Annotated in this window: 24 protein-coding genes and 1 riboswitch; of the genes, 13 read left to right on the top strand and 11 right to left on the bottom strand. The window is 68.8% G+C overall.

What is annotated here, in order from left to right; genetic code table 11:
- Positions 1–86 precede the first annotated feature (86 nt).
- The 5 genes from ACIBTM_RS20540 (at position 87) to ACIBTM_RS20520 (ending at position 4915) form a co-directional block, all read left to right on the top strand.
- Complete coding sequence (locus tag ACIBTM_RS20540; RefSeq protein WP_037337340.1) at positions 87–683, top strand: TetR/AcrR family transcriptional regulator; 597 nt, start codon at positions 87–89, stop codon at positions 681–683.
- A 157-nt stretch (positions 684–840) separates the two neighbouring features.
- Complete coding sequence (locus tag ACIBTM_RS20535) at positions 841–2187, top strand: hemolysin family protein (RefSeq protein WP_395878649.1); 1347 nt, start codon at positions 841–843, stop codon at positions 2185–2187.
- The gene (locus ACIBTM_RS20530; protein ID WP_395878648.1) at positions 2184–3227 is read left to right on the top strand and encodes a hemolysin family protein; all 1044 of its coding nucleotides are present in this window, start codon (positions 2184–2186) and stop codon (positions 3225–3227) included. Before ACIBTM_RS20535 ends, ACIBTM_RS20530 begins: the two co-directional genes overlap by 4 nt.
- Positions 3224–4135 carry a 3-methyladenine DNA glycosylase gene (locus ACIBTM_RS20525; RefSeq protein WP_395878647.1) on the top strand — a complete coding sequence of 304 codons (912 nt, stop codon included), beginning with the start codon at positions 3224–3226 and terminating at the stop codon, positions 4133–4135. Before ACIBTM_RS20530 ends, ACIBTM_RS20525 begins: the two co-directional genes overlap by 4 nt.
- Positions 4136–4228: 93 nt before the next feature.
- Positions 4229–4915: a hypothetical protein gene (locus tag ACIBTM_RS20520; RefSeq protein ID WP_395878646.1), complete on the top strand. Its 687-nt coding sequence runs from the start codon at positions 4229–4231 to the stop codon at positions 4913–4915.
- 376 nt (positions 4916–5291) lie between these two features.
- Here the strand turns inward: ACIBTM_RS20520 and ACIBTM_RS20515 are convergent, their stop codons facing one another.
- Together ACIBTM_RS20515 and ACIBTM_RS20510 are read right to left on the bottom strand one after the other, a co-directional pair.
- On the bottom strand, positions 5292–6116 hold the full coding sequence (locus ACIBTM_RS20515; protein WP_395878645.1) for an aldo/keto reductase: 825 nt from the start codon (positions 6114–6116) through the stop codon (positions 5292–5294).
- A gap of 48 nt (positions 6117–6164) precedes the next feature.
- A complete protein-coding gene (locus tag ACIBTM_RS20510; protein WP_395878644.1) occupies positions 6165–6986 on the bottom strand; it encodes a helix-turn-helix domain-containing protein in 822 nt (273 codons plus the stop codon).
- 115 nt (positions 6987–7101) lie between these two features.
- Here ACIBTM_RS20510 and ACIBTM_RS20505 point away from each other — a divergent pair, with 115 nt between their 5' ends.
- Positions 7102–7464, top strand: a complete 363-nt coding sequence (locus ACIBTM_RS20505) for a nuclear transport factor 2 family protein (protein ID WP_395878643.1) — start codon at positions 7102–7104, stop codon at positions 7462–7464.
- Positions 7465–7467: 3 nt separating this feature from the next.
- Here the strand turns inward: ACIBTM_RS20505 and gcvP are convergent, their stop codons facing one another.
- A complete protein-coding gene (gene gcvP, locus ACIBTM_RS20500) occupies positions 7468–10347 on the bottom strand; it encodes an aminomethyl-transferring glycine dehydrogenase (RefSeq protein ID WP_395878642.1) in 2880 nt (959 codons plus the stop codon).
- Positions 10348–10518: 171 nt separating this feature from the next.
- A riboswitch (glycine riboswitch) is annotated at positions 10519–10620 on the bottom strand.
- Between the two features lie 46 nt (positions 10621–10666).
- Positions 10667–11248 (bottom strand): MerR family transcriptional regulator, encoded by a 582-nt coding sequence (locus tag ACIBTM_RS20495; protein WP_005150040.1) that lies wholly within the window; start codon positions 11246–11248, stop codon positions 10667–10669.
- A gap of 267 nt (positions 11249–11515) precedes the next feature.
- Here ACIBTM_RS20495 and ACIBTM_RS20490 point away from each other — a divergent pair, with 267 nt between their 5' ends.
- On the top strand, positions 11516–12160 hold the full coding sequence (locus ACIBTM_RS20490) for a TetR/AcrR family transcriptional regulator (RefSeq protein WP_395878641.1): 645 nt from the start codon (positions 11516–11518) through the stop codon (positions 12158–12160).
- A 93-nt stretch (positions 12161–12253) separates the two neighbouring features.
- Here ACIBTM_RS20490 and ACIBTM_RS20485 read toward each other — a convergent pair whose 3' ends face one another.
- From ACIBTM_RS20485 to ACIBTM_RS20455, 7 genes are all read right to left on the bottom strand, one after another.
- Entirely contained in the window at positions 12254–12727 is a 474-nt protein-coding gene (locus ACIBTM_RS20485) for a bifunctional nuclease family protein (protein ID WP_005150031.1), read from the bottom strand.
- 219 nt (positions 12728–12946) lie between these two features.
- A complete protein-coding gene (locus ACIBTM_RS20480; protein ID WP_395878640.1) occupies positions 12947–13708 on the bottom strand; it encodes a MerR family transcriptional regulator in 762 nt (253 codons plus the stop codon).
- Entirely contained in the window at positions 13705–14172 is a 468-nt protein-coding gene (gene garA / locus ACIBTM_RS20475; protein ID WP_016334077.1) for a glycogen accumulation regulator GarA, read from the bottom strand. Before garA ends, ACIBTM_RS20480 begins: the two co-directional genes overlap by 4 nt.
- A gap of 125 nt (positions 14173–14297) precedes the next feature.
- Positions 14298–14681: a glycine cleavage system protein GcvH gene (gene gcvH, locus ACIBTM_RS20470; RefSeq protein WP_395878639.1), complete on the bottom strand. Its 384-nt coding sequence runs from the start codon at positions 14679–14681 to the stop codon at positions 14298–14300.
- Positions 14682–14744: 63 nt separating this feature from the next.
- Positions 14745–15380, bottom strand: coding sequence for a CDP-alcohol phosphatidyltransferase family protein (locus tag ACIBTM_RS20465; protein WP_395878638.1), 636 nt, complete (start codon positions 15378–15380; stop codon positions 14745–14747).
- A gap of 37 nt (positions 15381–15417) precedes the next feature.
- Positions 15418–15651 carry a hypothetical protein gene (locus ACIBTM_RS20460; protein ID WP_016334075.1) on the bottom strand — a complete coding sequence of 78 codons (234 nt, stop codon included), beginning with the start codon at positions 15649–15651 and terminating at the stop codon, positions 15418–15420.
- Positions 15652–15889: 238 nt separating this feature from the next.
- Complete coding sequence (locus ACIBTM_RS20455; RefSeq protein WP_395878637.1) at positions 15890–16159, bottom strand: hypothetical protein; 270 nt, start codon at positions 16157–16159, stop codon at positions 15890–15892.
- Between the two features lie 61 nt (positions 16160–16220).
- Between ACIBTM_RS20455 and ACIBTM_RS20450 the strand changes: the two genes are divergently transcribed.
- The 6 genes from ACIBTM_RS20450 (at position 16221) to ACIBTM_RS20425 (ending at position 20780) form a co-directional block, all read left to right on the top strand.
- Positions 16221–16469 carry a hypothetical protein gene (locus tag ACIBTM_RS20450; protein WP_395878636.1) on the top strand — a complete coding sequence of 83 codons (249 nt, stop codon included), beginning with the start codon at positions 16221–16223 and terminating at the stop codon, positions 16467–16469.
- A gap of 23 nt (positions 16470–16492) precedes the next feature.
- A complete protein-coding gene (locus tag ACIBTM_RS20445) occupies positions 16493–16873 on the top strand; it encodes a hypothetical protein (RefSeq protein WP_395878635.1) in 381 nt (126 codons plus the stop codon).
- A gap of 142 nt (positions 16874–17015) precedes the next feature.
- Positions 17016–17984 (top strand): adenylate cyclase, encoded by a 969-nt coding sequence (locus ACIBTM_RS20440; RefSeq protein ID WP_395878634.1) that lies wholly within the window; start codon positions 17016–17018, stop codon positions 17982–17984.
- A gap of 2 nt (positions 17985–17986) precedes the next feature.
- The gene (locus ACIBTM_RS20435; RefSeq protein ID WP_395878633.1) at positions 17987–18961 is read left to right on the top strand and encodes a hypothetical protein; all 975 of its coding nucleotides are present in this window, start codon (positions 17987–17989) and stop codon (positions 18959–18961) included.
- Entirely contained in the window at positions 18958–20151 is a 1194-nt protein-coding gene (locus ACIBTM_RS20430) for an adenylosuccinate synthetase (RefSeq protein ID WP_395878632.1), read from the top strand. The genes ACIBTM_RS20435 and ACIBTM_RS20430 overlap by 4 nt, the downstream gene beginning before the upstream one ends.
- A complete protein-coding gene (locus ACIBTM_RS20425) occupies positions 20148–20780 on the top strand; it encodes an NUDIX domain-containing protein (RefSeq protein WP_395878631.1) in 633 nt (210 codons plus the stop codon). The genes ACIBTM_RS20430 and ACIBTM_RS20425 overlap by 4 nt, the downstream gene beginning before the upstream one ends.
- Position 20781 lies beyond the last annotated feature (1 nt).

Here is a 20781-nt window from a genome sequence, read left to right as displayed (position 1 = left end):
CCCGGTCAGGGCGATCATCCCGCGAACTGGTCACAGTACGTACGTACGGATTGCATTAACCCGGTCCCCGGTGTCAGGATTCCAGGATGCCACGGGTCAGCCAGGATCACCTCGACGCACGCCGGCGCCAGATCCTCGACGGCTCACGCGTGTGCTTCGCACGCCATGGCTACGAGGGTGCCACCGTCCGGCGGCTGGAAGAAGCCACCGGCCTGTCCCGCGGTGCGATCTTCCACCATTTCCGCGACAAGGAGTCCCTCTTCCTGGCCCTGGCAGAGGACGACGCGGTGCGGATGGCCGACATCGTCGCCGAGCAGGGTCTCGTCCAGGTGATGCGCGAGCTGCTGACGAACCGCAGCGAACACCCCGCCGACTGGCTCGGCACCCGGCTGGAGGTCTCCCGACGGCTGCGTACCGACCCCGAATTCCGTGCCCGCTGGGCCGAGCGGTCCCATCAGCTGACCGCCGCGACCCGCCGCCGTCTGGAGCGTCAGCGCGACGCCGGGATCCTGCGTGACGACGTCGACGTCGACGTCCTGACCGCGTACCTCGAACTCGTTCTCGAAGGTCTCGTCTCCCACCTCGCGATGGGCCAGCCGGGTGACGATCTCGGCCCCGTTCTCGATCTGGTCGAGGAGAGCGTGCGGCGGCACCGTGCCCACGCGGCCGGGGGAACACGTTAAGATTGTCCCATCGTCGCAGTACAGCGGCGGTGTCAGTTGATTTCGATCGAGGAGTGACTCTTTTCGTGCGCGACGCGCAGTCACCTGGTGACAGTATCGAGCCGGGTGGCACACCCGGCTGTTCCGCGGCTCTTCCCGCCGACCCCGCCGGCAGGGAATGATGGAAATCCTGCTCGCCGTTCTCGGCATTCTCCTGTTCCTCCTGCTGACCGTCGGCACCGGCCTCGCCGTCGCCGCCGAGTTCTCCCTCACCGCGCTCGAACGCAGCACGGTCGACGCGAACGTCCGCCAAGTCGGCGACAAGCGTGCGCACACCGTGCAGAAAGCGCACCGCACGCTCTCGTTCCAGCTCTCCGGCGCGCAGGTGGCTATCACCATCACCACCCTGATCACCGGTTACCTCGCGGAACCGGTGATCGGTGACCTGCTGCACCCGTTGTTCACCGCCGTCGGGTTCTCCGAAGGCGTGGCGAACGGCGTTTCGCTGGCGGTCGCGCTGATCCTGGCCACGTCGCTGTCGATGATCCTCGGCGAAATGATGCCGAAGAACCTCGCGATCGCCCGGCCGCTGCAGACCGCGCGCGCCGTCGCGGGCTATCACTCGCGGTTCTCATCGCTGTTCCGCTGGCTCATCACCCTGATGAACAACAGCGCCAACTTCCTCGTCCGCAAGTTCGGCATCGAGCCGCAGGAGGAACTGCGGTCGGCCCGGTCGCCGCAGGAACTCGGCTCGATCGTGCGGTCCAGCGCGGAAAGCGGCACCCTCGACACGTCGACGGCCGAACTGCTGGACAAGTCGCTGCGCTTCGGCGAGCGGACGGCCGACGAGCTGATGACGCCGCGCGTCCAGCTCGAATCGCTGACCGTGGACGACACGATCGCCGACCTCATCGAGATCTCGCGTCGCACCGGCTTCTCGCGTTTCCCGGTGTACACCGAGGATCTCGACGACGTGCAGGGTGCGGTGCACATCAAGCAGGCGTTCACCGTTCCGGCCCCCCAGCGCGCCACGGTGCGGATCGGTTCGGTCATGCGGCCGATCCCGACGGTGCCCGAATCGCTGCCGGGTGACTCGCTGCTCAACCGGCTGCGCGATTCCCGGTTCCAGCTCGCGATCGTCGTCGACGAGTACGGCGGCACCGCGGGTCTGGTGACCTTGGAGGACGTCGTCGAGGAGATCATCGGCGATGTCCGCGACGAGCACGACGAGCGGGAAGCGCCCTCGTCCCAGCAGGTCGGCGCCGACAACTGGCTCGTGTCCGGACAGCTTCGCGCCGACGAGGTCACCGACGAGACCGGGTTCCGGATGCCCGACGGCGACTACGAGACCATCGCCGGGCTGATCCTCGAACGGCTCGGCCGGATCCCCTCCCCTGGCGACGCCACCGATCTCGACGCCTGGCGGCTCACGGTGACCAAAATGGACCGTCTCCGCATCGCCGAGGTCGAAGTCCGCCGGGTCAGCGAAACCGCGACCTCCGCCGAGCAGGAGCCCGCCCGATGAGCGACTGGTTCAACATCTTCCTCGTCGTGCTCCTGTTGCTGGCCAACGCGTTCTTCGTCGGCGCCGAGTTCGCGCTGATCTCGTCGCGGCGTGACCGGCTGGAAGCCTTGCTGGAGCAGGGAAAGACGCGCGCCAGGATCGTGATCAACGCGAGCAGGAATGTCTCGCTGATGCTGGCGGGCGCGCAGCTCGGCATCACCATCTGTTCACTGCTGCTGGGACGGCTGGGCGAGCCCGCCATCGCGCACCGGCTGGCCGGGTTCTTCGAGCTGTTCGGGATCCCCGAGGTCCTGCTGCACCCGATCTCGTTCGCGATCGCGCTGGCGTTCATCACCATCCTGCACGTGCTCATCGGCGAGATGGTGCCGAAGAACCTCGCGATCGCCGAGCCGGAGCGGCTGGCGCTATGGCTGGTCCCGGTGCACGTGGCCTGGGTGAAGCTCGCCAACCCGTTCATCTGGCTGCTGAACTTCGTGGCGAACTCGCTGCTGCGGGTGTTCAAGGTCGAGCCGAAGGACGAGCTGGAGACGGCCTACACCTCCGACGAACTCGCCGAACTGCTCAGCGAGTCGCGACGAGAAGGGCTGCTGGAGCACTCCGAGCACCAGCGCCTGAGCAAAACGCTGTCCTCGGTGGAGAAGACGGTCGCGGACGTGCTGGTCCCGACGGCTCAGCTGACCACGCTGCCTTGCTCGCCCACGCTGGGCGACGTCGAGCGCGCGGTGTCCTCGACCGGGTTCTCCCGCTTCCCGGTGTGCACCGACGACGGAACGCTGACCGGCTACATCCACGTCAAGGACATCCTCGACCTCGTGGGCGAGGATCCGACCACCGTGGTGCCGCCGGACAAGACGCGGGCGCTCACCGAACTGCGCGCCGACGCCCGGCTGGACGAGGCGTTGTCGGCGATGCGCAAGGAAGGCAGCCACCTGGCGCGGGCGCTGAGCCCGGCGGGGGCCGCGGTCGGCGTCGTCGCGCTGGAGGACCTCGTCGAGGAATACGTGGGAACTGTCCGCGACGGTACCCACGTCATGTCATGACCGGTTTGATCGTCCTTCCCGAGCCTGCCTGGCGGGCTCGGGAGGACGACCACGTCACGCGGATGCGGCGCTGGACGACACCGCACCAGCGCCGCCGTTCGCGGGGCGAGAAGCATCCGGTGCTCGACTTCCTCTTCAGCTACTACTCGCACCGGCCAGGGCATGTCGAGCGCTGGCAACCAGGCCCGGGTGTCGTGCTCGAAGGCGCGTCCGCGCGCCGGTTCCTGGAGCGGAAGGGCTACCTGGAGACTCCGGACGGCGTCATGCTCGATCCGGCGGGCTTCACCGAGGGCCGGGCCAAGACCGCCGAATTCGTTCTCGGGCTGCTTTCCGCGACCGCGTCCCGCTCGCCGAGACTCAGTTGTTTCGGACTTCACGAATGGGCAATGGTTTACCGGGAATCGGCGAATGAGGTCCGTCACTCACAACTTCCGCTTCGGCTCGGTTCGGCCGGAACCGACGACGTCGTCGAGTCGCTGGAGATCCGATGCGGACATTTCGACGCGTTTCGGTTCTTCACCGAGCCCGCCCGGCCGCTCAACACCCTGCGGCCGGCGCGGGAGAACCAGATCGACTTCGAGCAGCCGGGCTGCCTGCACGCCAACATGGACCTGTTCAAGTGGGCGTACAAACTCGATCCGTTCGTCCCCGCCGAGCTGGTCGGGGACTGCTTCGAGCTGGCCGCGGACATCCGGGAGCTGGACATGCGGGCCAGCCCGTACGATCTGGCGTCGTTCGGGTACTCGCCCGTGCGGATCGAGACCCCGGAAGGCCGTGCCGAGTACGCCCGCGCGCAGGCCGGGTTCGCCCGCCGGGCCGCGCCGCTGCGTGAGCACCTGATAGCGCATTGCCAACGACTCCTTGCCGAGTTAAGGAAGGTTCCCGCGACACGCGGAAAACAACTGTGAGTCGTCGCATTCCCCGTAACATCCTCCCCTGTTAGAGTGATAACGGTTTGATTGCATACGCAGCGCGAGCGCGCACGTTTCGAAAGGACAACGATGGGGCGACACAGCGTGGCCGAGGAGCCGGTGCCGCATCCCCTCGACCCGCCGAAGCGGCCTCAGGGTCGCGGTGAGGCGACCGGCTCGCACCGGATCGTCGGGAAGAAGGCCCCGCGGCGGCGGATCGCCAAGTGGCCCATCGCCTGCCTGGTCCTCGTGGTCCTGGTCGCGATCGGCGTGTTCGGCTGGAACTGGGCGGACGGCGAGCTCAACACCCGCGCCGAAGCCCAGGCCAAGGCGTGCAGCGCCGGCGACACCCCGATGCGGGTCATCGTCACCCCCAGCATCGAGAAGCCGGTCCGCGCGGCGGCCGAGCGGTGGAACAACGCCGCGACCGTGGTCCGCGACCACTGCGTGATCATCCAGATCGACGCGCTGTCCTCCGCTTCCGTGCTCGACGGCCTCGTCGGACGGACCAATCTCGACTCCATCGGCGGTCTTCCCGCCGCCTGGATCCCCGAGTCCTCTTATTGGGTGACGGAGCTGAACACCGCCAAGCCCGAACTGGTCGGTTCGCCCGCCCAGTCGGTCGCGACGGCGCGTTCGGCCGATTACCCGCTCGTCGGGCTGGCCGGCAAGAACATCGACGAGGTCCAGATGCGCGCCTCGCAGACGTTCCGCCAGTACCTGCAGCAGCCCGCCCAGCAGGCCGACTTCGCGGCCGCGGGTATCAAGGCCACCTGAGGCCCCGAACCACGGGAAAGGCCCCTTCACCGCTCGGGAAGGGGCCTTTCCCGTACCTCCGGCCTCATGAGGGGTGAGGACGGACCGGCATTCGCCCTACCCAGGTCTGAGCAGGGCGAATGTGACGTGTCGGCGGTCGTCGAAGGGGTCGCTCGGGTCTCGGAGCTTGATCAACGGAGGATTTGGGACACTCAACGTCCCCGATCTTCCGTTGATCAAGCTCGCACGGCCCGGTTCGCTGCCGAGTGGGGAGGATTAGGGACACTGAACGTCCCCAATCCTCCCCACTCGCCGACATCGGCTCCACCATGACAGCGGGACGAGGCCAAGCCCAGCAGGCAGGCGAACACCGGTCCACCAGAACCGTCCTCACCACTCACGAGGAGAAGGTGTCCGGGTCCGGGCCGGTGCGCGTCCCGTCGTCGAACTCGGCGAGCGCCGCGAGATCGTCTTCGGCGAGTTCGAAGTCGAAGACGTCGAAGTTCTCGCGGATCCGCGACGGTGTCACGGATTTCGGGATGGCGACGGTGCCGAGCTGCAGATGCCAGCGCAGCACCAGCTGTGCCGGGCTCTTGCCGTATTTGGCGGCGAGGGCGGTCAGCGTCGCGTCCGAAAGCAAGGATCCCTGCGCGAGCGGGCTCCACGCCTCGGTGACGATGCCGTGCTCGGCGTGGAACTCCCGCAACGCCTTCTGCTGAAGCCGGGGATGCAGCTCGACCTGGTTGACCGCGGGCACGATCCCGGTTTCGTCGAAGAGCCGCCGCAGATGCGGGGCGTGGAAGTTCGACACCCCGATGGCCCGCGCCCGGCCGTCCGTGTACAGCTTTTCCAGCGCCCGCCAGGTTTCGACGTACTTCCCGCGGGCGGGCATCGGCCAGTGGATCAGGTACAGGTCGACGTGGTCCAGGCCGAGTTCCGCGAGGCTCGCGTCGAACGCCCGGAGCGCCTCGTCGTAGCCGTGGCCCGGATTCGGCAGCTTCGTGGTGATGAACAGTTCGTCGCGGGGCACTCCCGCCGAGCGGATCGCCTCGCCGACACCGGCTTCGTTCCGGTACGACGCGGCGGTGTCGATGCTGCGGTACCCGGCCTCGATGGCGGTCCGGACGACCTTGGCCGTGTCGCCCGCGGGCACCTGCCAGACGCCGAAACCGAGTTGGGGGATGGCTACCTCGTTGTTCAGGACGACGGAAGGCACGGCCATGGAAGGGAAATCCTCACTGGGGTCTGCGGCAGGGCTTCTTGCCCCGCATCATTCCACCCCGCGCGCGGCGTACGCGCGCAGATACTCCGCCGTGTCCGCGTCGGCCGGGAAGAACGACTCGATCACCAGCTCGGCGACCGTGACGTCCAGCGGCGTCCCGAAGGTGGAGACCGTGCTGAAGAACGTGAGTTCGGCGTCCTCGTGCCGCAGTTTCAACGGGACGAAGATGTCACCCGGTCCGGGGACCTCCACCTCGGGGACGGGATCCGCGCACGGATAGGCGAGCAGTTCCTCCAGCAGCTCGGTCAGCACCGGGTCGGCGGTCTGGATCACCTGACGCCGCAGCCTGCCGAGCAGATGGGCGCGCCACTCCCCCAGGTTCAGCACGTACGGCGCCATCCCGTCCGGATGCAGCGTCACCCGCAGGACGTTGACCGGCGGCGTCATCAAGGCCGGCGAGACCAGGTCGGTCATCAGCGAGATGCTCGTGTTGGCGTCGACCAGGTTCCACCAGCGGTCGACGACGGCGGCCGGGTACGGCTCATGGCCGGTCATCAGCTGGCGGACCGCCTCGCGGACGGCCGCCAGTTCCGGGGCGCCGAGACCGGTTTCGGTGTACGCGGGCGCGTAACCGGCGGCCAGCAGCAGCTGGTTGCGTTCCCGCAAGGGCACCTCCAGGTGTTCGCCGAGCCGCAGCACCATCTCACGGCTGGGTTTGGACCGGCCGGTTTCGACGAAGCTCAGATGCCGGGTGGAGATATCCGCCGAGATGGCGAGGTCCAGCTGGCTGATCCGGCGGCGGTCACGCCATTCACGGAGGAGTTCCCCGACGGGGCGGCGGCCCGCGGTCACTGTGGTCGTCACGATCACGAACCTACGGCCCCGGTTGCCGGGCCGCCATTACCTCCCGCGTAATCGACGGGCCCCACCCCCGGCCGACAGAGTTGCGGCATCGGTTACCCCACAACGGAACGAGGAGACACCAATGTCGGACATCCAGCGCGTCGCCGAGCAGTACATCGCCGTGTGGAACGAGACCGACCCGGACCTGCGCCGCGCCTTGATCGCCGAAGTGTTCACCGAGGACGCCGCCTACACCGACCCGCTCGGCGCCGTCACCGGCCACGACGGTGTCGACGGCTTCATCGCCGGCGCGCAGGCCCAGTTCGCGGGCCTGAAGTTCAGCCTGCCCGCGGCGCCCGACGCGCATCACGACATCGCGCGGTTCCAGTGGTACCTCGGCCCGGAGGGCGCGGAGGAGCCGCTGGCGATCGGGTTCGACGTCATCACCGTCGAGGACGGACGGATCAAGCAGGTGCTGGGCTTTCTCGACAAGATGCCCGGCTGACACTCAGGCGAAGGCCTCCGGTGGCGGGCAGGAGCAGACGAGGTTGCGGTCCCCCGCGGCCCCGTCGATCCGCCGCACCGGGGGCCAGATCTTCGACGCGGTGAACCCGGCCGGGAAGACCGCGATCTCCCTGCTGTACGGCCGATCCCACTCGCCCGCGAGACAACGCGCGGTGTGCGGGGCGTTGCGCAGCGGGCTTTCCTCCACCGGCCACTCCCCCGCGGCGACCTTCTCGATCTCGCCGCGGATCGCGATCATCGCGTCGCAGAACCGGTCGAGTTCGCCGAGATCCTCGCTTTCGGTGGGCTCGACCATCAGCGTTCCCGCGACTGGGAAGGACATCGTCGGCGCGTGGAGTCCGTAGTCGGCTAGCCGCTTGGCGACGTCGTCCACGGTGACGCCGGTCCGTTTGGTGAGCGCGCGGAGATCGAGGATGCATTCGTGCGCGACCAGGCCGTCGTGCCCGGAGTACAGCACCGGGTAGTACTCGGCGAGACGTTTGGCGACGTAGTTGGCGTTCGCGACCGCGGTCAGCGTCGCCCGCTTCAAGCCTTCCGCGCCCATCATCCGGACGTAGGCCCAGGAGATCGGGAGGATCGACGCGCTCCCCCAGGGCGCGGCGCTGATCGGTCCCACGCCGGTGGCCGGGCCCGCGTCCGGCTGCAGCGGGTGGTTCGGCAGGTACGGCGCCAGATGCGCGCGGACGCCGATCGGGCCGATACCCGGCCCGCCGCCACCGTGCGGGATGCAGAAGGTCTTGTGCAGGTTCAGGTGGGAGACGTCCGCGCCGAACCTGCCGTACTGCGCCACCCCGATCAGGGCGTTCAGGTTCGCGCCGTCGACGTACACCTGACCGCCGGCGGCGTGCACCAGCGCGCAGACCTCGCGGACGGTGTCCTCGTACACGCCGTGCGTGGAGGGATAGGTGATCATGATCGCGGCGAGGTCGTCCGCGTGCTCGTCCACAGTGGACTTGAGGTGACCGAGGTCGATGTTGCCCTCGTCGTCGCATTTCACGACGACCACCCGCATCCCGGCCATGACCGCGCTGGCGGCGTTCGTCCCGTGCGCGCTGGACGGGATCAGGCAGACGTCACGGGCCGCGTTCCCGCGTTCGCGGTGGTACGCGCGAATGGCCAGCAGCCCGGCGAATTCGCCCTGGCTTCCGGCGTTCGGCTGCAGGGAAACCGCGTCGTAGCCGGTGATCCCGGCGAGCCAGCGCTCCAGATCCTCCACGACGGTGAGCAGGCCGGCCGCGTCCTCGGCGGGCGCGAACGGATGCAGGCCGGCGAACTCGGGCCACGTGATCGGTTCCATCTCGGCCGTGGCGTTGAGTTTCATCGTGCAGGAGCCCAGCGGGATCATGCTCCGGTCGAGTGCGACGTCCTTGTCGGACAACGCCCTCAGGTACCGGAGCAACGCCGTCTCCGAGCGGTGCGCGTGGAAGACCGGATGGGTCAGGTAGTCGCTGGTGCGGCGCAGATCCGGCGGGAAGCCGTCCGCGGTGTCCGCGTCCAGCGAGTCCACATCGGACACCGCGACCCCGAAGGCCTTCCACACCAAGGAAAGATGCTCACGGGTTGTCGTCTCGTCGCAGGCGGCGGCGACGTGGTCCGCGTCCACGAGCCTCAGGTTGACCCCGAGTTCCCGTGCCGTGCCGACGATCCCCGCCGCGCGGCCCGGCACGGAAACCGTGACCGTGTCGAAGAATTCGCAGTGCACGACGTCGACACCGCTTTCGGCGAGCCCCGCCGCGAGTACCGTGGCCATCCGGTGCGCGCGGTTCGCGATGGCGCGCAGCCCTTCGGGACCGTGGTACACCGCGTACATCGACGCGATGACCGCCAAGAGCACCTGTGCGGTGCAGATGTTGCTCGTCGCCTTCTCGCGGCGGATGTGCTGTTCGCGGGTCTGCAACGCGAGCCGGTACGCGGGCGCGCCGTCGGCGTCCTTCGACACCCCGACCAGCCGGCCGGGCAACTGCCGTTCGAGCCCCTGCCGGACGGCGAGATACGCGGCGTGCGGCCCGCCGAAGCCCATCGGGACACCGAACCGCTGTGTCGACCCGATCGCGACGTCGGCACCGAGTTCACCGGGCGACCGCAGCAGGGTCAGCGCGAGCGGATCCGCGGCCATCACCACGGCGGCGCCCAGCGCCTTGACCTCGCCGATGGTGTGCTCCCATTCACGGACGACCCCCGACGCGCCCGGATACGACAGCAGCACTCCGAAGAAGTCGCCGCCGAGCCCGAGTCCGGTGATGCCCTGGGACAGGTCCGCGGTCACCAGGTCGATACCGAGCGGTTCGGCCCGGGTGCGCAGGACCTCGATCGTCTGGGGCAGGGTGTCCTCGTCGACCACGAACCGGCTCGATTTCGCCTTGCCCGCCCGGCGGACCAGTGTCATCGCCTCGGCCGCGGCGGTCGCCTCGTCGAGCATGGACGCGTTGGCGATCGGCAGACCGGTCAGATCGGCGACCATGGTCTGGAAGTTGAGCAGCGCTTCGAGGCGCCCTTGCGAGATCTCCGGCTGATACGGCGTGTACGCCGTGTACCAGGCCGGGCTTTCCAGCACGTTGCGGCGGATCACCGGCGGGGTCACGGTGTCGTGGTAGCCGAGGCCGATCATCTGGACCATCGGCCGGTTGCGCGCGGCCAGCGCGCGGAGTTCGGCGAGCGCGCCGGTCTCGGTGGCGGCCGATGGCAGGTCCGGCGGGGTCGCGGACTCACGCAGCGAGGCGGGAACTGCCCGCTCGGCGAGCTCTTCGAGGGAGGCGACACCGACGACGTCGAGGATGCGCGCGAGTTCTTCGGCGCCGGGACCGATGTGCCGGTCCGCGAAGGGGGTTCCGGATTCGAGAGCGGCCAGTGAAACGGGCTCCATCGGGGACCTCCCAAGACGCGGGGGTGGGGCCGGGACGGATTGTCCTGGCCCTCCCCACTCTGTCCGTACCCCCGAGGGGGCGCCTGAGAGTTTCGCCCGAGTGTTGAGCCGGGCTTGCACCGTCGGCGGGGCCGCCAGGCTGTGACCTGGCGAACCACTTTCCAGAGGCGTCTCTTCCGCGCGGTCCAGGGTGCCTGAGAGGTTCCGGGGAGGACTTGCTCCTTCGGCGCCGAGCTCAACGGTTATCGACTCGGTCTCTCCCGCGCGGATTCGTCGACCGCGGAAGTGAGCCTACCCTGCCGCCCTCGCGGCTTCATGATCAGCCGGTGCGACGTGCGTTACGGCGCTGCGTGAGCTCGTCCGGCGTGACCGTTTCGATCACGCCGCCGTCGGCCCGTTCGGCCGGGAACTCGTGGATGGTGCCGCTGATCTCCTGCATCGCGCCGCTGACCGCGATCCCGAAGACACCCTGCCCGCCCTGGAGTAAATCGACGATCTCTTCGGGCGAGGTGCACTCGTAGACGGTGGTGCCGTCCGAGAACAGGGTGACCTTGGCGAGATCGCGGACGCCACGCAGGCGCAGGTGATCGACGGCGACGCGGATGTTCTGCAGGGAGACGCCGGTGTCCAGCAGCCGCTTGACCACCTTCAGGACGAGGATGTCCTTGAACGAGTAGAGCCGCTGCGAACCGGAACCGTGCGCCGTGCGGATGCTCGGCGCGACCAGCTTCGTGCGGGCCCAGTAGTCGAGCTGCCGGTACGTGATCCCGGCGATCTGGCAGGCGGCGGGGCCGCGGTAGCCGACGAGTTCGTCCGGGAGGGAAGAGTCGGGGAACAGCTCGCCCTGCTCGCCGTCAGCGACCGGAACGAGCGGCTCTTGAGGGCTACCAGCCTCGACCACGCCATGCCTCCCCTCGCCCGACCTGGCGGCCGGCGAACAAAGCCGCGCGGACCCACGGGAGTCCGCACCGGAGTTCATCGTCAAGACGAATGCCCCAGACATCCGAATCACACCTTGGCGATTCACCTCCATTGACGGTAAGCGCGTCCGGCAAACCGGTCAACGCGACGCGCGGTCGGCCTCAAGCTCTTCTTGAGGCTTGTCGAGGAGAGTCCCCCGTTCGGCGGCACGCTTGCCTGATTTACTCGGCCGTGTTAATTTTTACTCATGCAAGTAAATCCCTCCACCCAGAGCGCCCTGCAAGAGGTTCAGGCGGAGCTGGGGCTGTCGGTCACCGAGGCGGCCCGGCGGGCCCAGATCGTCGGGGCCACGATCGCGACGATCTCCGATCTCGGCTATCACAAGACGTCGTTCGCGAAGATCAAGGAGCGGGCCGGGCTGTCCAGCACCCGGATCATCTCCTACCACTTCACCAACAAGGCCGGCCTGATGCAGGCCGTGGTCACCACCGCGACGGGAATGAAGGACAAGTTCCTCGAAGAGCGCATCGAGGGCACGACCGATCGCGCCGGGCTGCTGCGCGGCTACATCGAAGCGGAGATCGCGTTCCTCGGCTCGTACCCGGAACTGGTGCGGGTCATGGTCGAGATGGCTGCCAGCGGCTCCGACGCCGAGGGCTGGTTCATGTCGGCGCCGCTCGTCGAGGAGTTCCGGACCGGGCGGCTCGAACGTCAGCTCCGTCAGGGCCAGCAGGAAGGCGCTTTCGGCGACTTCGCGGCGGACGTGATGGCACTGTCGATCGCCCAGGCCATCGACGGCGTCGCGGCGAAGTTCGCGGCGGATCCGAAGCTGGATCTGGAGCGGTACGGCCGCGAACTGGCGGACCTGTTCCTCAAGGCGACCGCGGCCTAGCCGTCGCGAACCGCATTCAGAGGACCAAACGCGCGCAAGGAGAAGGGGCGGCACCATCAGGCGCCGCCCCTTCCCGAGTTCTCACGATGTGGATCAGGTGTCCGCGCCGCGGAAGTCCTCCGGCGAGACCGAGTCGAGGAACTCGCGGAACTTCTCGACCTCGTCCTCCTGCTCGTCGGGGATGATGAGGCCCGCTTCCTCCAGCACCGCGTCGACGGCGTGGATGGGCACTCCCACCCGCAGCGCCAGCGCCACCGAGTCACTCGGCCGCGCCGAAACCCGGATGTCCCCGTCGAAGACCAGCTCCGCGAAGAACGTGCCTTCCTTCAGATCGGTGATGACGACCTGTTCCAGCTCACGGCCCAGCGCTCCGATGACCTCCTTGAGCAGGTCATGGGTCAGCGGACGGGCCGGGCGGACTCCCTGCTGCTCCAAGGCGATGGCGGTGGCCTCGACCGAGCCGATCCAGATCGGCAGGTAACGCTCGCCTTCGGTTTCCCGCAGCAACAAGATCGGCTGATTCGCGGGTAGCTCCACCCGCACGCCGACGACGCGCATCTCGCTCATCGGGCTTCGCCTCCCTCTCGTGCGCACGGGCTGCAACGCTTGTCTCGACGACCAAGCGACGGCAGTCCCGACGCTACCCGTCTTCCGAGCGCTGTGCTCGCTGTCTCCGACATTCTTGGTTCGCCCGTGGCAAACCCAACTCTCACGGTACGGCATAGGGTGCCGAACATTCAGTCATTGACAAGTGGCCTGAAGGCGTTCCCGGTCCCCTGGAACCCTTCAACCGCCCGTGACAGCCCGTATTCCGGCCTTCACCAAGAGCGTATGCAACGCCACGGTCAAGGCCGCGAGCTCCCGGACGACCTCATCGCCCCTTGCCTGGGCGTCCTCGTCACGATGCCGATACACCGGGGTCACGATCTGCTCCAGCAGGCCGACCTCGCGGTCGGCCGCGGCCCGGAAGGCACGCAGATGTCTCGGCTCTATACCGAATTCGGTCATCGCTTTCACGGTCTTCGCCACGAGGACCGCGTCGGGGTCGAAGAACCCCGCCGCGCCTGGGCGCACCAACCCGTATTGCCGCAGCTCAGCCAGGGTGGCGGCGTCGATGCCGGCCTGGTGGAGCAGATCTTCCTCGGTCAGCCTGATCTCGCGATCGGTCTCGAAGTCCCCGGGGGACGGCAGTCCGCCGTTCTCCCCGGGGGCGTCGAGTGAAACGAGTTTCCGCGGCAGCCTCGGCATCCCCGCCTCGGGCGCGGCACCGCGATCCGCCGCGTCCAGCTGTTCCTTGATGACCTTCAGCGGAAGGTAGTGATCCCGCTGGGCGGACAGGACGAACCGCAACCGCTCCACGTCCGCCGGGGCGAACTGCCGGTACCCCGACGGGGTCCGGCCCGGCTGGACCAGACCCTCCGCCTCGAGGAACCGGATCTTGGAGATGGTGACATCGGGGAAGTCGCCGCGCAGCTGTGCCAGCACGGCCCCGATGCTCAACCCATCGCGCTGCGACGCATCCCGATCAGGCCGCCCGGCCGCCGTCACCGTGCCCCCTGGCCCCCGGAACCCGGGCCGGTCAGGAAGACCAGGCGGAACTTGCCGATCTGCACCTCGTCGCCACCGGCGAGGACGGCCTGGTCGACCGGCTCGCGGTTGACGTAGGTGCCGTTGAGGCTGCCGACGTCGATGACGACGAACTCGCCGCCCTCACGGCGGAACTCGGCGTGCCGCCGCGAGACCGTGACGTCGTCGAGGAAGATGTCGCTGTCCGGGTGCCGTCCCGCGCTGGTGGTGTCGCGGTCCAGCAGGAAGCGCGAACCCGCGTTCGGGCCCCGCTTGACGACCAGCAGCGCGGAACCCGCGGGCAGCGCGTCCACACCCTGGACGGGGGCCTCGGCAGCCGGAGGAGCCTCAGTGCCTTCGACGTCGGCCAGGAAGTCGGCCCGGAAGACAGAAGTCCGCTCCGGAGACTGCTCCGGGGGAACGCCGGGCCCGTCGTTCGTGCTCACCTGAGCTCTCCTAACGCATGTGTGTTGCCACTACTCAAGAACGTGTGGAGGTCAAACGTACCGTGCCTGATCGAATCTCCGGCCCGCGGCTCCCCCTACTCTTCCCGAAGGGCCGCGGCCTGCGGCTATTCCTTGATCAGCGCCTGGTACGCCTCGGCCTCCAGCAGGGTTTCGACCGAGCTCGCGTCGTCGAGACGGAGCTCGATCAGCCAGCCCTCGCCGTACGGGTCGCTGTTGATCAGCTCGGGCGACTCGGTCACCGCGTCGTTGACCGCGACCACCTCGCCGTCGAGCGGGGCGAACAGCTCCGAAACGCTCTTGGTCGACTCGACCTCGCCGAACGCGTCGCCCGAACCGACCTGCTTGCCGACTTCGGGCAGTTCGACGAACACCACGTCACCGAGCTGGTCCTGGGCGTACTCCGTGATGCCCACGCGCACGAGCCCGCTGTCGCGCACGGAGACCCACTCGTGTTCCTCGGTGTACCGCAGTTCTTCTGGAGTGGACAACGCCGCTCCCCTTTCTGATGCCCTCACTCGAAACCGACGCGCGAAGTTTCGCATCCCGCCGGGTCACGCGCCCGGCGCCTCCCGCAACTCGCCGGGAACGGCCGATCGCAGTGCCCGCAGTGTCTGGACGACGTACAGCACGCCCGAATAGACGTACAGCACCGCACCCCACGCCGTGAAGGCGTAGCCGATCGGCCGGGCGATCGCGGCGATGTCGGAACCGCCCTGGGTGAGCAGCAGGAACGGGAAGGCGTACATCAACACGAAGGTGGCGCCCTTGCCGATGTAGGTGACCTCCGGCGGAGCGAACCCCCGGCGGCGCAGCAGCAGGACGCAGACGCCCAGGACGGCCTCGCGGACGACCAGCGGGACCACCAGCCACCACGGGATGATGTCGCGGATCAGGAAGGCGATGAGGGTCGCGAGGATGTAGAGCCGGTCGGCGGCGGGGTCGAGCAGCTGGCCGAGCCGGGACATCTGGTTGAGCCAGCGGGCGAGCTTGCCGTCGAGCCAGTCGGTGAGCGCGCTGAACACGAGCAGCGCGAGCGCCCAGCCGTCCTCCTTCGGGCCGAGGAGCAGCCACAGGAAGACCGGCACCCCGGCGAGCCGGAGGATCGAAAGCATGTTGGGGACGTTCAGGGCCTGCCGCAGCAGGGAAGGCTCTTCGCTGGTCACGCTCGGTTCAGGGGGCGTACTCACCCGCTCAGCCTAGCCAGCGGCGGCAGGTCCTCCCGCGTCAGCTGGCCCGGGTGTGCGTCCAGCCGCGGCGTTGCAGGTCCGCGCTGGTCAGCGCCACGGGCCTGCCTCGGTGGTCGGTGCCCATCCAGCGGTGGTGGCCCGCCGAGTTCTCCAGGACGTACGGGCGGCCGCCACACCAGACGACGGTGCACGGTGCCGTCGGCGGAAGCTCCGTGCTCGCCGGTGCGGTGGCCTGGGGTGACGCGGGGTCGGTCTGTTCGTCGGTCTTCATCGCTCTCACGGTTTCGGTGACGGGGACTGGGACACGCCGGAGCGCTACTTTCATTTTCGGCAGAACAGGGCCGCGCGTTAACGGCTCGGCGCCGGATTCGTCCGATCGGTTCGCGACGACAGCAGGGTGTTGCCGCGCTGTGAACGGCATATTAATTGTCCACAATGGACAGTGATTGGGCGGTCCTCGGGTATCGCGGCGGCGGGGTCGCGATAACCTCCCGCGAATCGAACGTGGCTCAATGCCACGGCATCGGGCCCGGCCGGGTCAGAATGGGCCGGCCACGACCGGCCGACGAAAGGATCGCCTTGCCCGCCTCGACGACCACGGGAACGTGGCGGCGCCTGTTCGCGGTCTGCGCCGTCGCCGGAACGCTCGCCGCCTGTTCGGGCGAAGCTCCGCCACCGCCAGTCACTTCGATGTCGGTCTCACCGCCTTCACTCCCTTCGAGCGCCTCCCCCGTATCGGTGCCGCCGATCCCGTCGCAAACCGCGCCGAATCCGTCCACCGCACCGACTCCCGCCCCGAAACCGAAACCCGCTGAACCGGTACAGGGTTCCTGTGGAACGGTGACCGCGGCGAGCGGGCTGACCTTGCAGGTGCTCAACGGGCCGGGCGTCTCCTGCGCGGAGGCGACCGGGATCGTCGACTCGTTCCACAAGAGGATCGCCGGGCGGCAGTCCGCGGGTTCGGACGAGCCGGTCAGCGAGACCGTGGACGGCTGGCTGTGCGTTTCCGGCGCTCCCGCCGCCCAAGGCGGTACCAGTTGCAGCAAGGGCGAGCAGAACGTGTTCGCCGCCGTCGTTCCCGTCGAATGAACCATCCCCGAGAAGAAGGGCCCATGAAGAGCCTCTCCGTGCTTCCCGCCGCGCTCGCCGTAGTCCTGCTGAGCGGTTGCGGCGCCGATCCCGCCCCCGCGGCCGCGCCGTCGCCCTCCTCGGCTCCGGCGGCCGACCAGGCCCTCGCCGGTTCACCCTGCGGGGAGGTCACCGGATTCCAGGGCGCGAAGAACAAGGTCGTCGTCCGCGGCAAGACCGACTGTGCCGAAGCGGCACAAGTACTCAAGGACTACTTCGCCAAGCTGACTCCGGCCGAAGCGGCGTCACCGCAGGGTCCGGGCCCGGTCGTCGTCGGGGCCTGGACCTGCGGGAGCGGGCCGAACGATCCGGTGACGAGCTGCTCGACCGAGGACGAGCGCCAGATCGAGGCGACCCGCACCTGAGCTTCCGGGCTCCTGAGCGGTAAGGACAGCTGGAACCAAGGCCCCCTTCCTTGCGCCTGACGCAAGGAAGGGGGCCTTCATGTACTTCAGGGGCGGCGGAACCCGCTTGCCATCAGAAGTAAGAGTCGTCTAGACTCAAACTATGCTCACCAGGGAAGAAGCCGTGACGATGGTCGAGAACACGGCCGACGCGGCCGCGCTGTTCGCCCGCCATCGCTACCGCGAACTGGCGGCCGTGCTCCACCCCGACCGCAACCCCGGCGACGCGCGGGCCCACCGCGCGGCCGCCACGCTCAACCGCCTCCACGACGAGTGGAAGCGGGCCCGGCGGCAGACGGTCACCACGGCGACGTCGGCCTACCCCCTCGTCGCGCCGCACGCGGTGGGCAGTGTCGCCACGACCTACCGGACCACCGGACCGCATCTGGTCAAACTCGCCCGCGATCCGGCGCTCAACCCGCTGATCCACGCCGAATGGGAAGCGTTGCGCGCGCTCGACGGCTTCACCGAACGGCACCGCTGGCTCCGTCCCTACTACCCGCGGTTGCTCGACACGTCGGGGCCGGTCGCGAGGGGCGACCGCGCGTTCAGCGTTCTCGATCCGCTCGTCGACGGCTTCATCACCCTCGCCGACGTCGGGAAGGCCTTCCCCGGCGGGCTCGACGGCCGCGACTACGCCTGGATGCACCGTCGCCTCCTGCGTGCCGTGGCAGGCGCGCATCGCGCGGGTGTCGTCCACGGCCATCTCACCGCGGACAACGTGCTCGTCCACCCCGGACAGCACGGCATCGTCCTCGTCGGCTGGTCCTTCGCCGTCCAAGACGGTGCGCTCCCGCTGGCGGCGGACAAATCCGTCCACTACCCACCGGAAGTCCACAAAGGACTGCCGATGACCGCGGCCACCGACGTCCACATGCTCCACCGCATGATGCTGGATCTCCTGTCACCAGGCGAAACCCGCCAGCGCGAGTTCGCCAAGTGGTGTCTTCAGGAGATCCCGGCACAGCGACCCGAGGCCGCCGATCTGCTCGACGAGTACGACGAACTGCTCGCCGATCTGTACGGCCCTCGCACCTTCCGACCGTTCATCATCCCCGAGACAGGAGCCTGACCATGGGACACGGACACTGGGACGACAACGCCTACGCCGCGGCGAAGACCTTCCGCGCGGCCACGGGCGAGGACGATTTCGGCTACACCGCCGATCTCCGCTCCAAACCCGCGAAAGAATGGAAGGTCGCGCCCGCGCTGGACCCGCTGAACGCCGTGCGCGAATGCCGGGATTCGGCCGACCACACCGATTCGACGCCGATCGCGGTGCTGTTCGACGTCACCGGGTCGATGCGCCGGGTGCCGCGGGTGATGCAGGGCAAGCTCGGCAAACTGCACGGCCTGCTGAAGCGCCGGGGCTACCTGGCCGATCCGCAGGTGCTGTTCGGCGCGATCGGCGACGCCGACAGCGACCGGGTTCCCTTGCAGGTCGGGCAGTTCGAATCGGACAACCGGATGGACGAGCAGCTGCGCACGATCTTCCTCGAAGGCGGGGGCGGCGGGCAGAAGAGCGAGTCCTACGAACTGGCCGCCTACTTCATGGCCCGGCACGTCGTGACCGACGCGTGGCAGAACCGCGGCCGCAAGGGCTATCTGTTCATCATCGGCGACGAGCTGAACAAGCCCGCGCTGGAGGCCCGCCACATCCGCCGCGTGCTCGGGGACGACGTGCGTGAGGACATCGACCCGGCCTCGGTGTACCGGGAGCTGGCGCGCAAGTGGCACGTCTACTTCGTGCTGCCGAACCAGTCTTCGTACTACAACGACCCGCAGATCGGCGAGCACTGGAGTGATCTGCTCGGCCAGAACTTCCTGAAGCTCGACGATCCCGGCGCGGTCTGCGAACTGATCGCCGCCACCATCGGACTGGAAGAGCGGGTCGTCGACGTCGACCGAGCGCTCGCCGATCTCGCGGACGTCGGCTCGGTCGCCGAAAGCAAGTCGGTCGGCAAGGCGCTGGCGAAGCTGGGCACCAAATCGGTCGTCACGTCGGCGGTACCCGAGGCCGGCGGGCCGAGCGACGTGGTGCTGCGATGAATCTGCCGGATGGTCACGTGGTGGTGGTCGGGCTCGGCTTCGGCGACGAAGGCAAGGGCGCGGTGGTCGACGCGCTCTGCGCCGCCCGGCCCACCACCGCGGTGGTCCGCTTCAACGGGGGCGCGCAGGCCGCGCACAACGTCGTCGTGGACGGGCGGCACCACACCTTCAGCCAGTTCGGGGCAGGCACGTTCGCCGGCGTGCCCACCCATCTGTCCCGGTTCGTGCTCGTGGAGCCGTTCGCGCTGGCCGCGGAAGCGCGGCGGCTCGAAGCGGCGGGCGTCCGGAATCCGCTCTCACTGCTGAGCGTGGACGGCCGGGCGCTGCTCACGACGCCGTTCCACATCCACGCCAACCGGGCCAGGGAGGAGGCCCGGGGCGTGAACCGGCACGGTTCGTGCGGGAAGGGCATCGGCGAGACCGTCTGGTACTCGCTGCTGCCCGGGGCCGTGCCGGGTGACGTGGTGGAGAACCAGGAGGTGATCGGGGCGCCGGGGGAAGCGCCCACGGTCGCCGATTGCACCCGGCCGTCGGTGCTGCGGCGCAAACTGGACGCGCTCGCGCGGTTCTACGCGCCGCTCGCCACACCGCCGCACAGCGTGGACGAACTGGTGGCGCTGTACCGCGATTTCGCGGGCGCGGTGCGGATCACCGACGGAGACGAAACGGGACGGCTGGCGGATTCCGGGCGGCTGGTGTTCGAGGGAGCGCAGGGGGTTCTCCTCGACCAGCACCACGGATTCCACCCGCACACGACCTGGTCGACGACCACACCGCACAACGCCCGCACCCTGTTGGGCGGGCGCCCGCACACCGTCGTGGGGGTCACGCGGACCTACCTCACTCGGCACGGGGCAGGGCCGCTCCCCACGGAATCCGCCGCCGTACTCGCCCGCTTTCCCGAGACGCACAACGAAACCGGCGAGTTCCAGGGCGCGTGGCGGGCTGGTCATCTCGACGCGGCCTTGCTGGATTACGCGATCGCGGCCTGCGACGGCGTGGACGCGTTCGCGGTGACCCATCTCGACGCGACCGGGCTGAAGGTCGTGCCCCGCGACGGCTCCCCCGCCGTCGACCTGCCGGATCCGCTGGCGTGGTTCGGCGCGCGGCTGCCGGTGGCCGTCACCGGGTACGGCCCGGACAGGGCCGGTTACCGGGTCGCGGAGGCAAGGTCGACAATCAACGCGTGATCGAGTCGACGCCGGTGTCCGTTGACGTGCTCGTGGTGCGGTTCGCCCCCGGCACCCGGAATGTCCTGCTGGGAATCGCGCCGCGAGCGGCCGGGCCGTTCGAGGGGGAACTCGCCCTGCCCGGGGTGCTGCTCGGGCTCGGGGAACGGCTGCGGGAGGCGGCGAGCCGGGCGGTGGTCGGCAAACTCGGCCTCCCGCCCGACGCGGTCTCGGCGACGGGACAGCTCGCCACCTTCGACGAGCCGAACCGTGATCCCCGCGGTCCCACGCTCTCCATCGCCTTGTGGGCCACGGTGAATCCCGCGCTCGACGACCCGGGGAACGTCCTGTGGGTGCCGCTGGACGAAGTCCCGCCGCTGGCGTTCGACCACGACCGGATCGTCGCGGACTGCCGCCCGATGCTGGCCGAACGGCTGTGGCGGGACGTCGCCTTCACCGCCGGGCTGCTGGGACCGATCTTCACCACGGCACAGGCGCTGGACGCCACCGAAGCGCTGACCGGGGACCGCCCCTATCCGGCCAATCTCGGCCGGACCATGGAGCGGGTCCCCGGTTTGCGGCGCACCACCGAACACGCGGCCGCCCTCCCCAAGGGAGGACGGCCGCCGTCGTTGTGGCGCTGGGAGTGAC

The organism is Amycolatopsis sp. NPDC049868 (genome assembly GCF_044461365.1).
Classification (GTDB): Bacteria; Actinomycetota; Actinomycetes; order Mycobacteriales; family Pseudonocardiaceae; genus Amycolatopsis.
This window is presented reverse-complemented; position numbering and strand designations above follow the sequence as displayed.

What these genes read in the sequence shown, in the direction of transcription:
- ACIBTM_RS20540 (WP_037337340.1), top strand. Translation starts at nt 87, where the DNA reads ATGCCACGGGTCAGCCAGGATCACCTCGACGCACGCCGGCGCCAGATC.
- ACIBTM_RS20535 (WP_395878649.1), top strand. Translation starts at nt 841, where the DNA reads ATGATGGAAATCCTGCTCGCCGTTCTCGGCATTCTCCTGTTCCTCCTG.
- ACIBTM_RS20530 (WP_395878648.1), top strand. Translation starts at nt 2,184, where the DNA reads ATGAGCGACTGGTTCAACATCTTCCTCGTCGTGCTCCTGTTGCTGGCC.
- ACIBTM_RS20525 (WP_395878647.1), top strand. Translation starts at nt 3,224, where the DNA reads ATGACCGGTTTGATCGTCCTTCCCGAGCCTGCCTGGCGGGCTCGGGAG.
- ACIBTM_RS20520 (WP_395878646.1), top strand. Translation starts at nt 4,229, where the DNA reads ATGGGGCGACACAGCGTGGCCGAGGAGCCGGTGCCGCATCCCCTCGAC.
- ACIBTM_RS20515 (WP_395878645.1), bottom strand. Translation starts at nt 6,116, where the DNA reads ATGGCCGTGCCTTCCGTCGTCCTGAACAACGAGGTAGCCATCCCCCAA.
- ACIBTM_RS20505 (WP_395878643.1), top strand. Translation starts at nt 7,102, where the DNA reads ATGTCGGACATCCAGCGCGTCGCCGAGCAGTACATCGCCGTGTGGAAC.
- gcvP (WP_395878642.1), bottom strand. Translation starts at nt 10,347, where the DNA reads ATGGAGCCCGTTTCACTGGCCGCTCTCGAATCCGGAACCCCCTTCGCG.
- ACIBTM_RS20490 (WP_395878641.1), top strand. Translation starts at nt 11,516, where the DNA reads ATGCAAGTAAATCCCTCCACCCAGAGCGCCCTGCAAGAGGTTCAGGCG.
- ACIBTM_RS20485 (WP_005150031.1), bottom strand. Translation starts at nt 12,727, where the DNA reads ATGAGCGAGATGCGCGTCGTCGGCGTGCGGGTGGAGCTACCCGCGAAT.
- ACIBTM_RS20460 (WP_016334075.1), bottom strand. Translation starts at nt 15,651, where the DNA reads ATGAAGACCGACGAACAGACCGACCCCGCGTCACCCCAGGCCACCGCA.
- ACIBTM_RS20445 (WP_395878635.1), top strand. Translation starts at nt 16,493, where the DNA reads ATGAAGAGCCTCTCCGTGCTTCCCGCCGCGCTCGCCGTAGTCCTGCTG.
- ACIBTM_RS20440 (WP_395878634.1), top strand. Translation starts at nt 17,016, where the DNA reads ATGCTCACCAGGGAAGAAGCCGTGACGATGGTCGAGAACACGGCCGAC.
- ACIBTM_RS20435 (WP_395878633.1), top strand. Translation starts at nt 17,987, where the DNA reads ATGGGACACGGACACTGGGACGACAACGCCTACGCCGCGGCGAAGACC.
- ACIBTM_RS20430 (WP_395878632.1), top strand. Translation starts at nt 18,958, where the DNA reads ATGAATCTGCCGGATGGTCACGTGGTGGTGGTCGGGCTCGGCTTCGGC.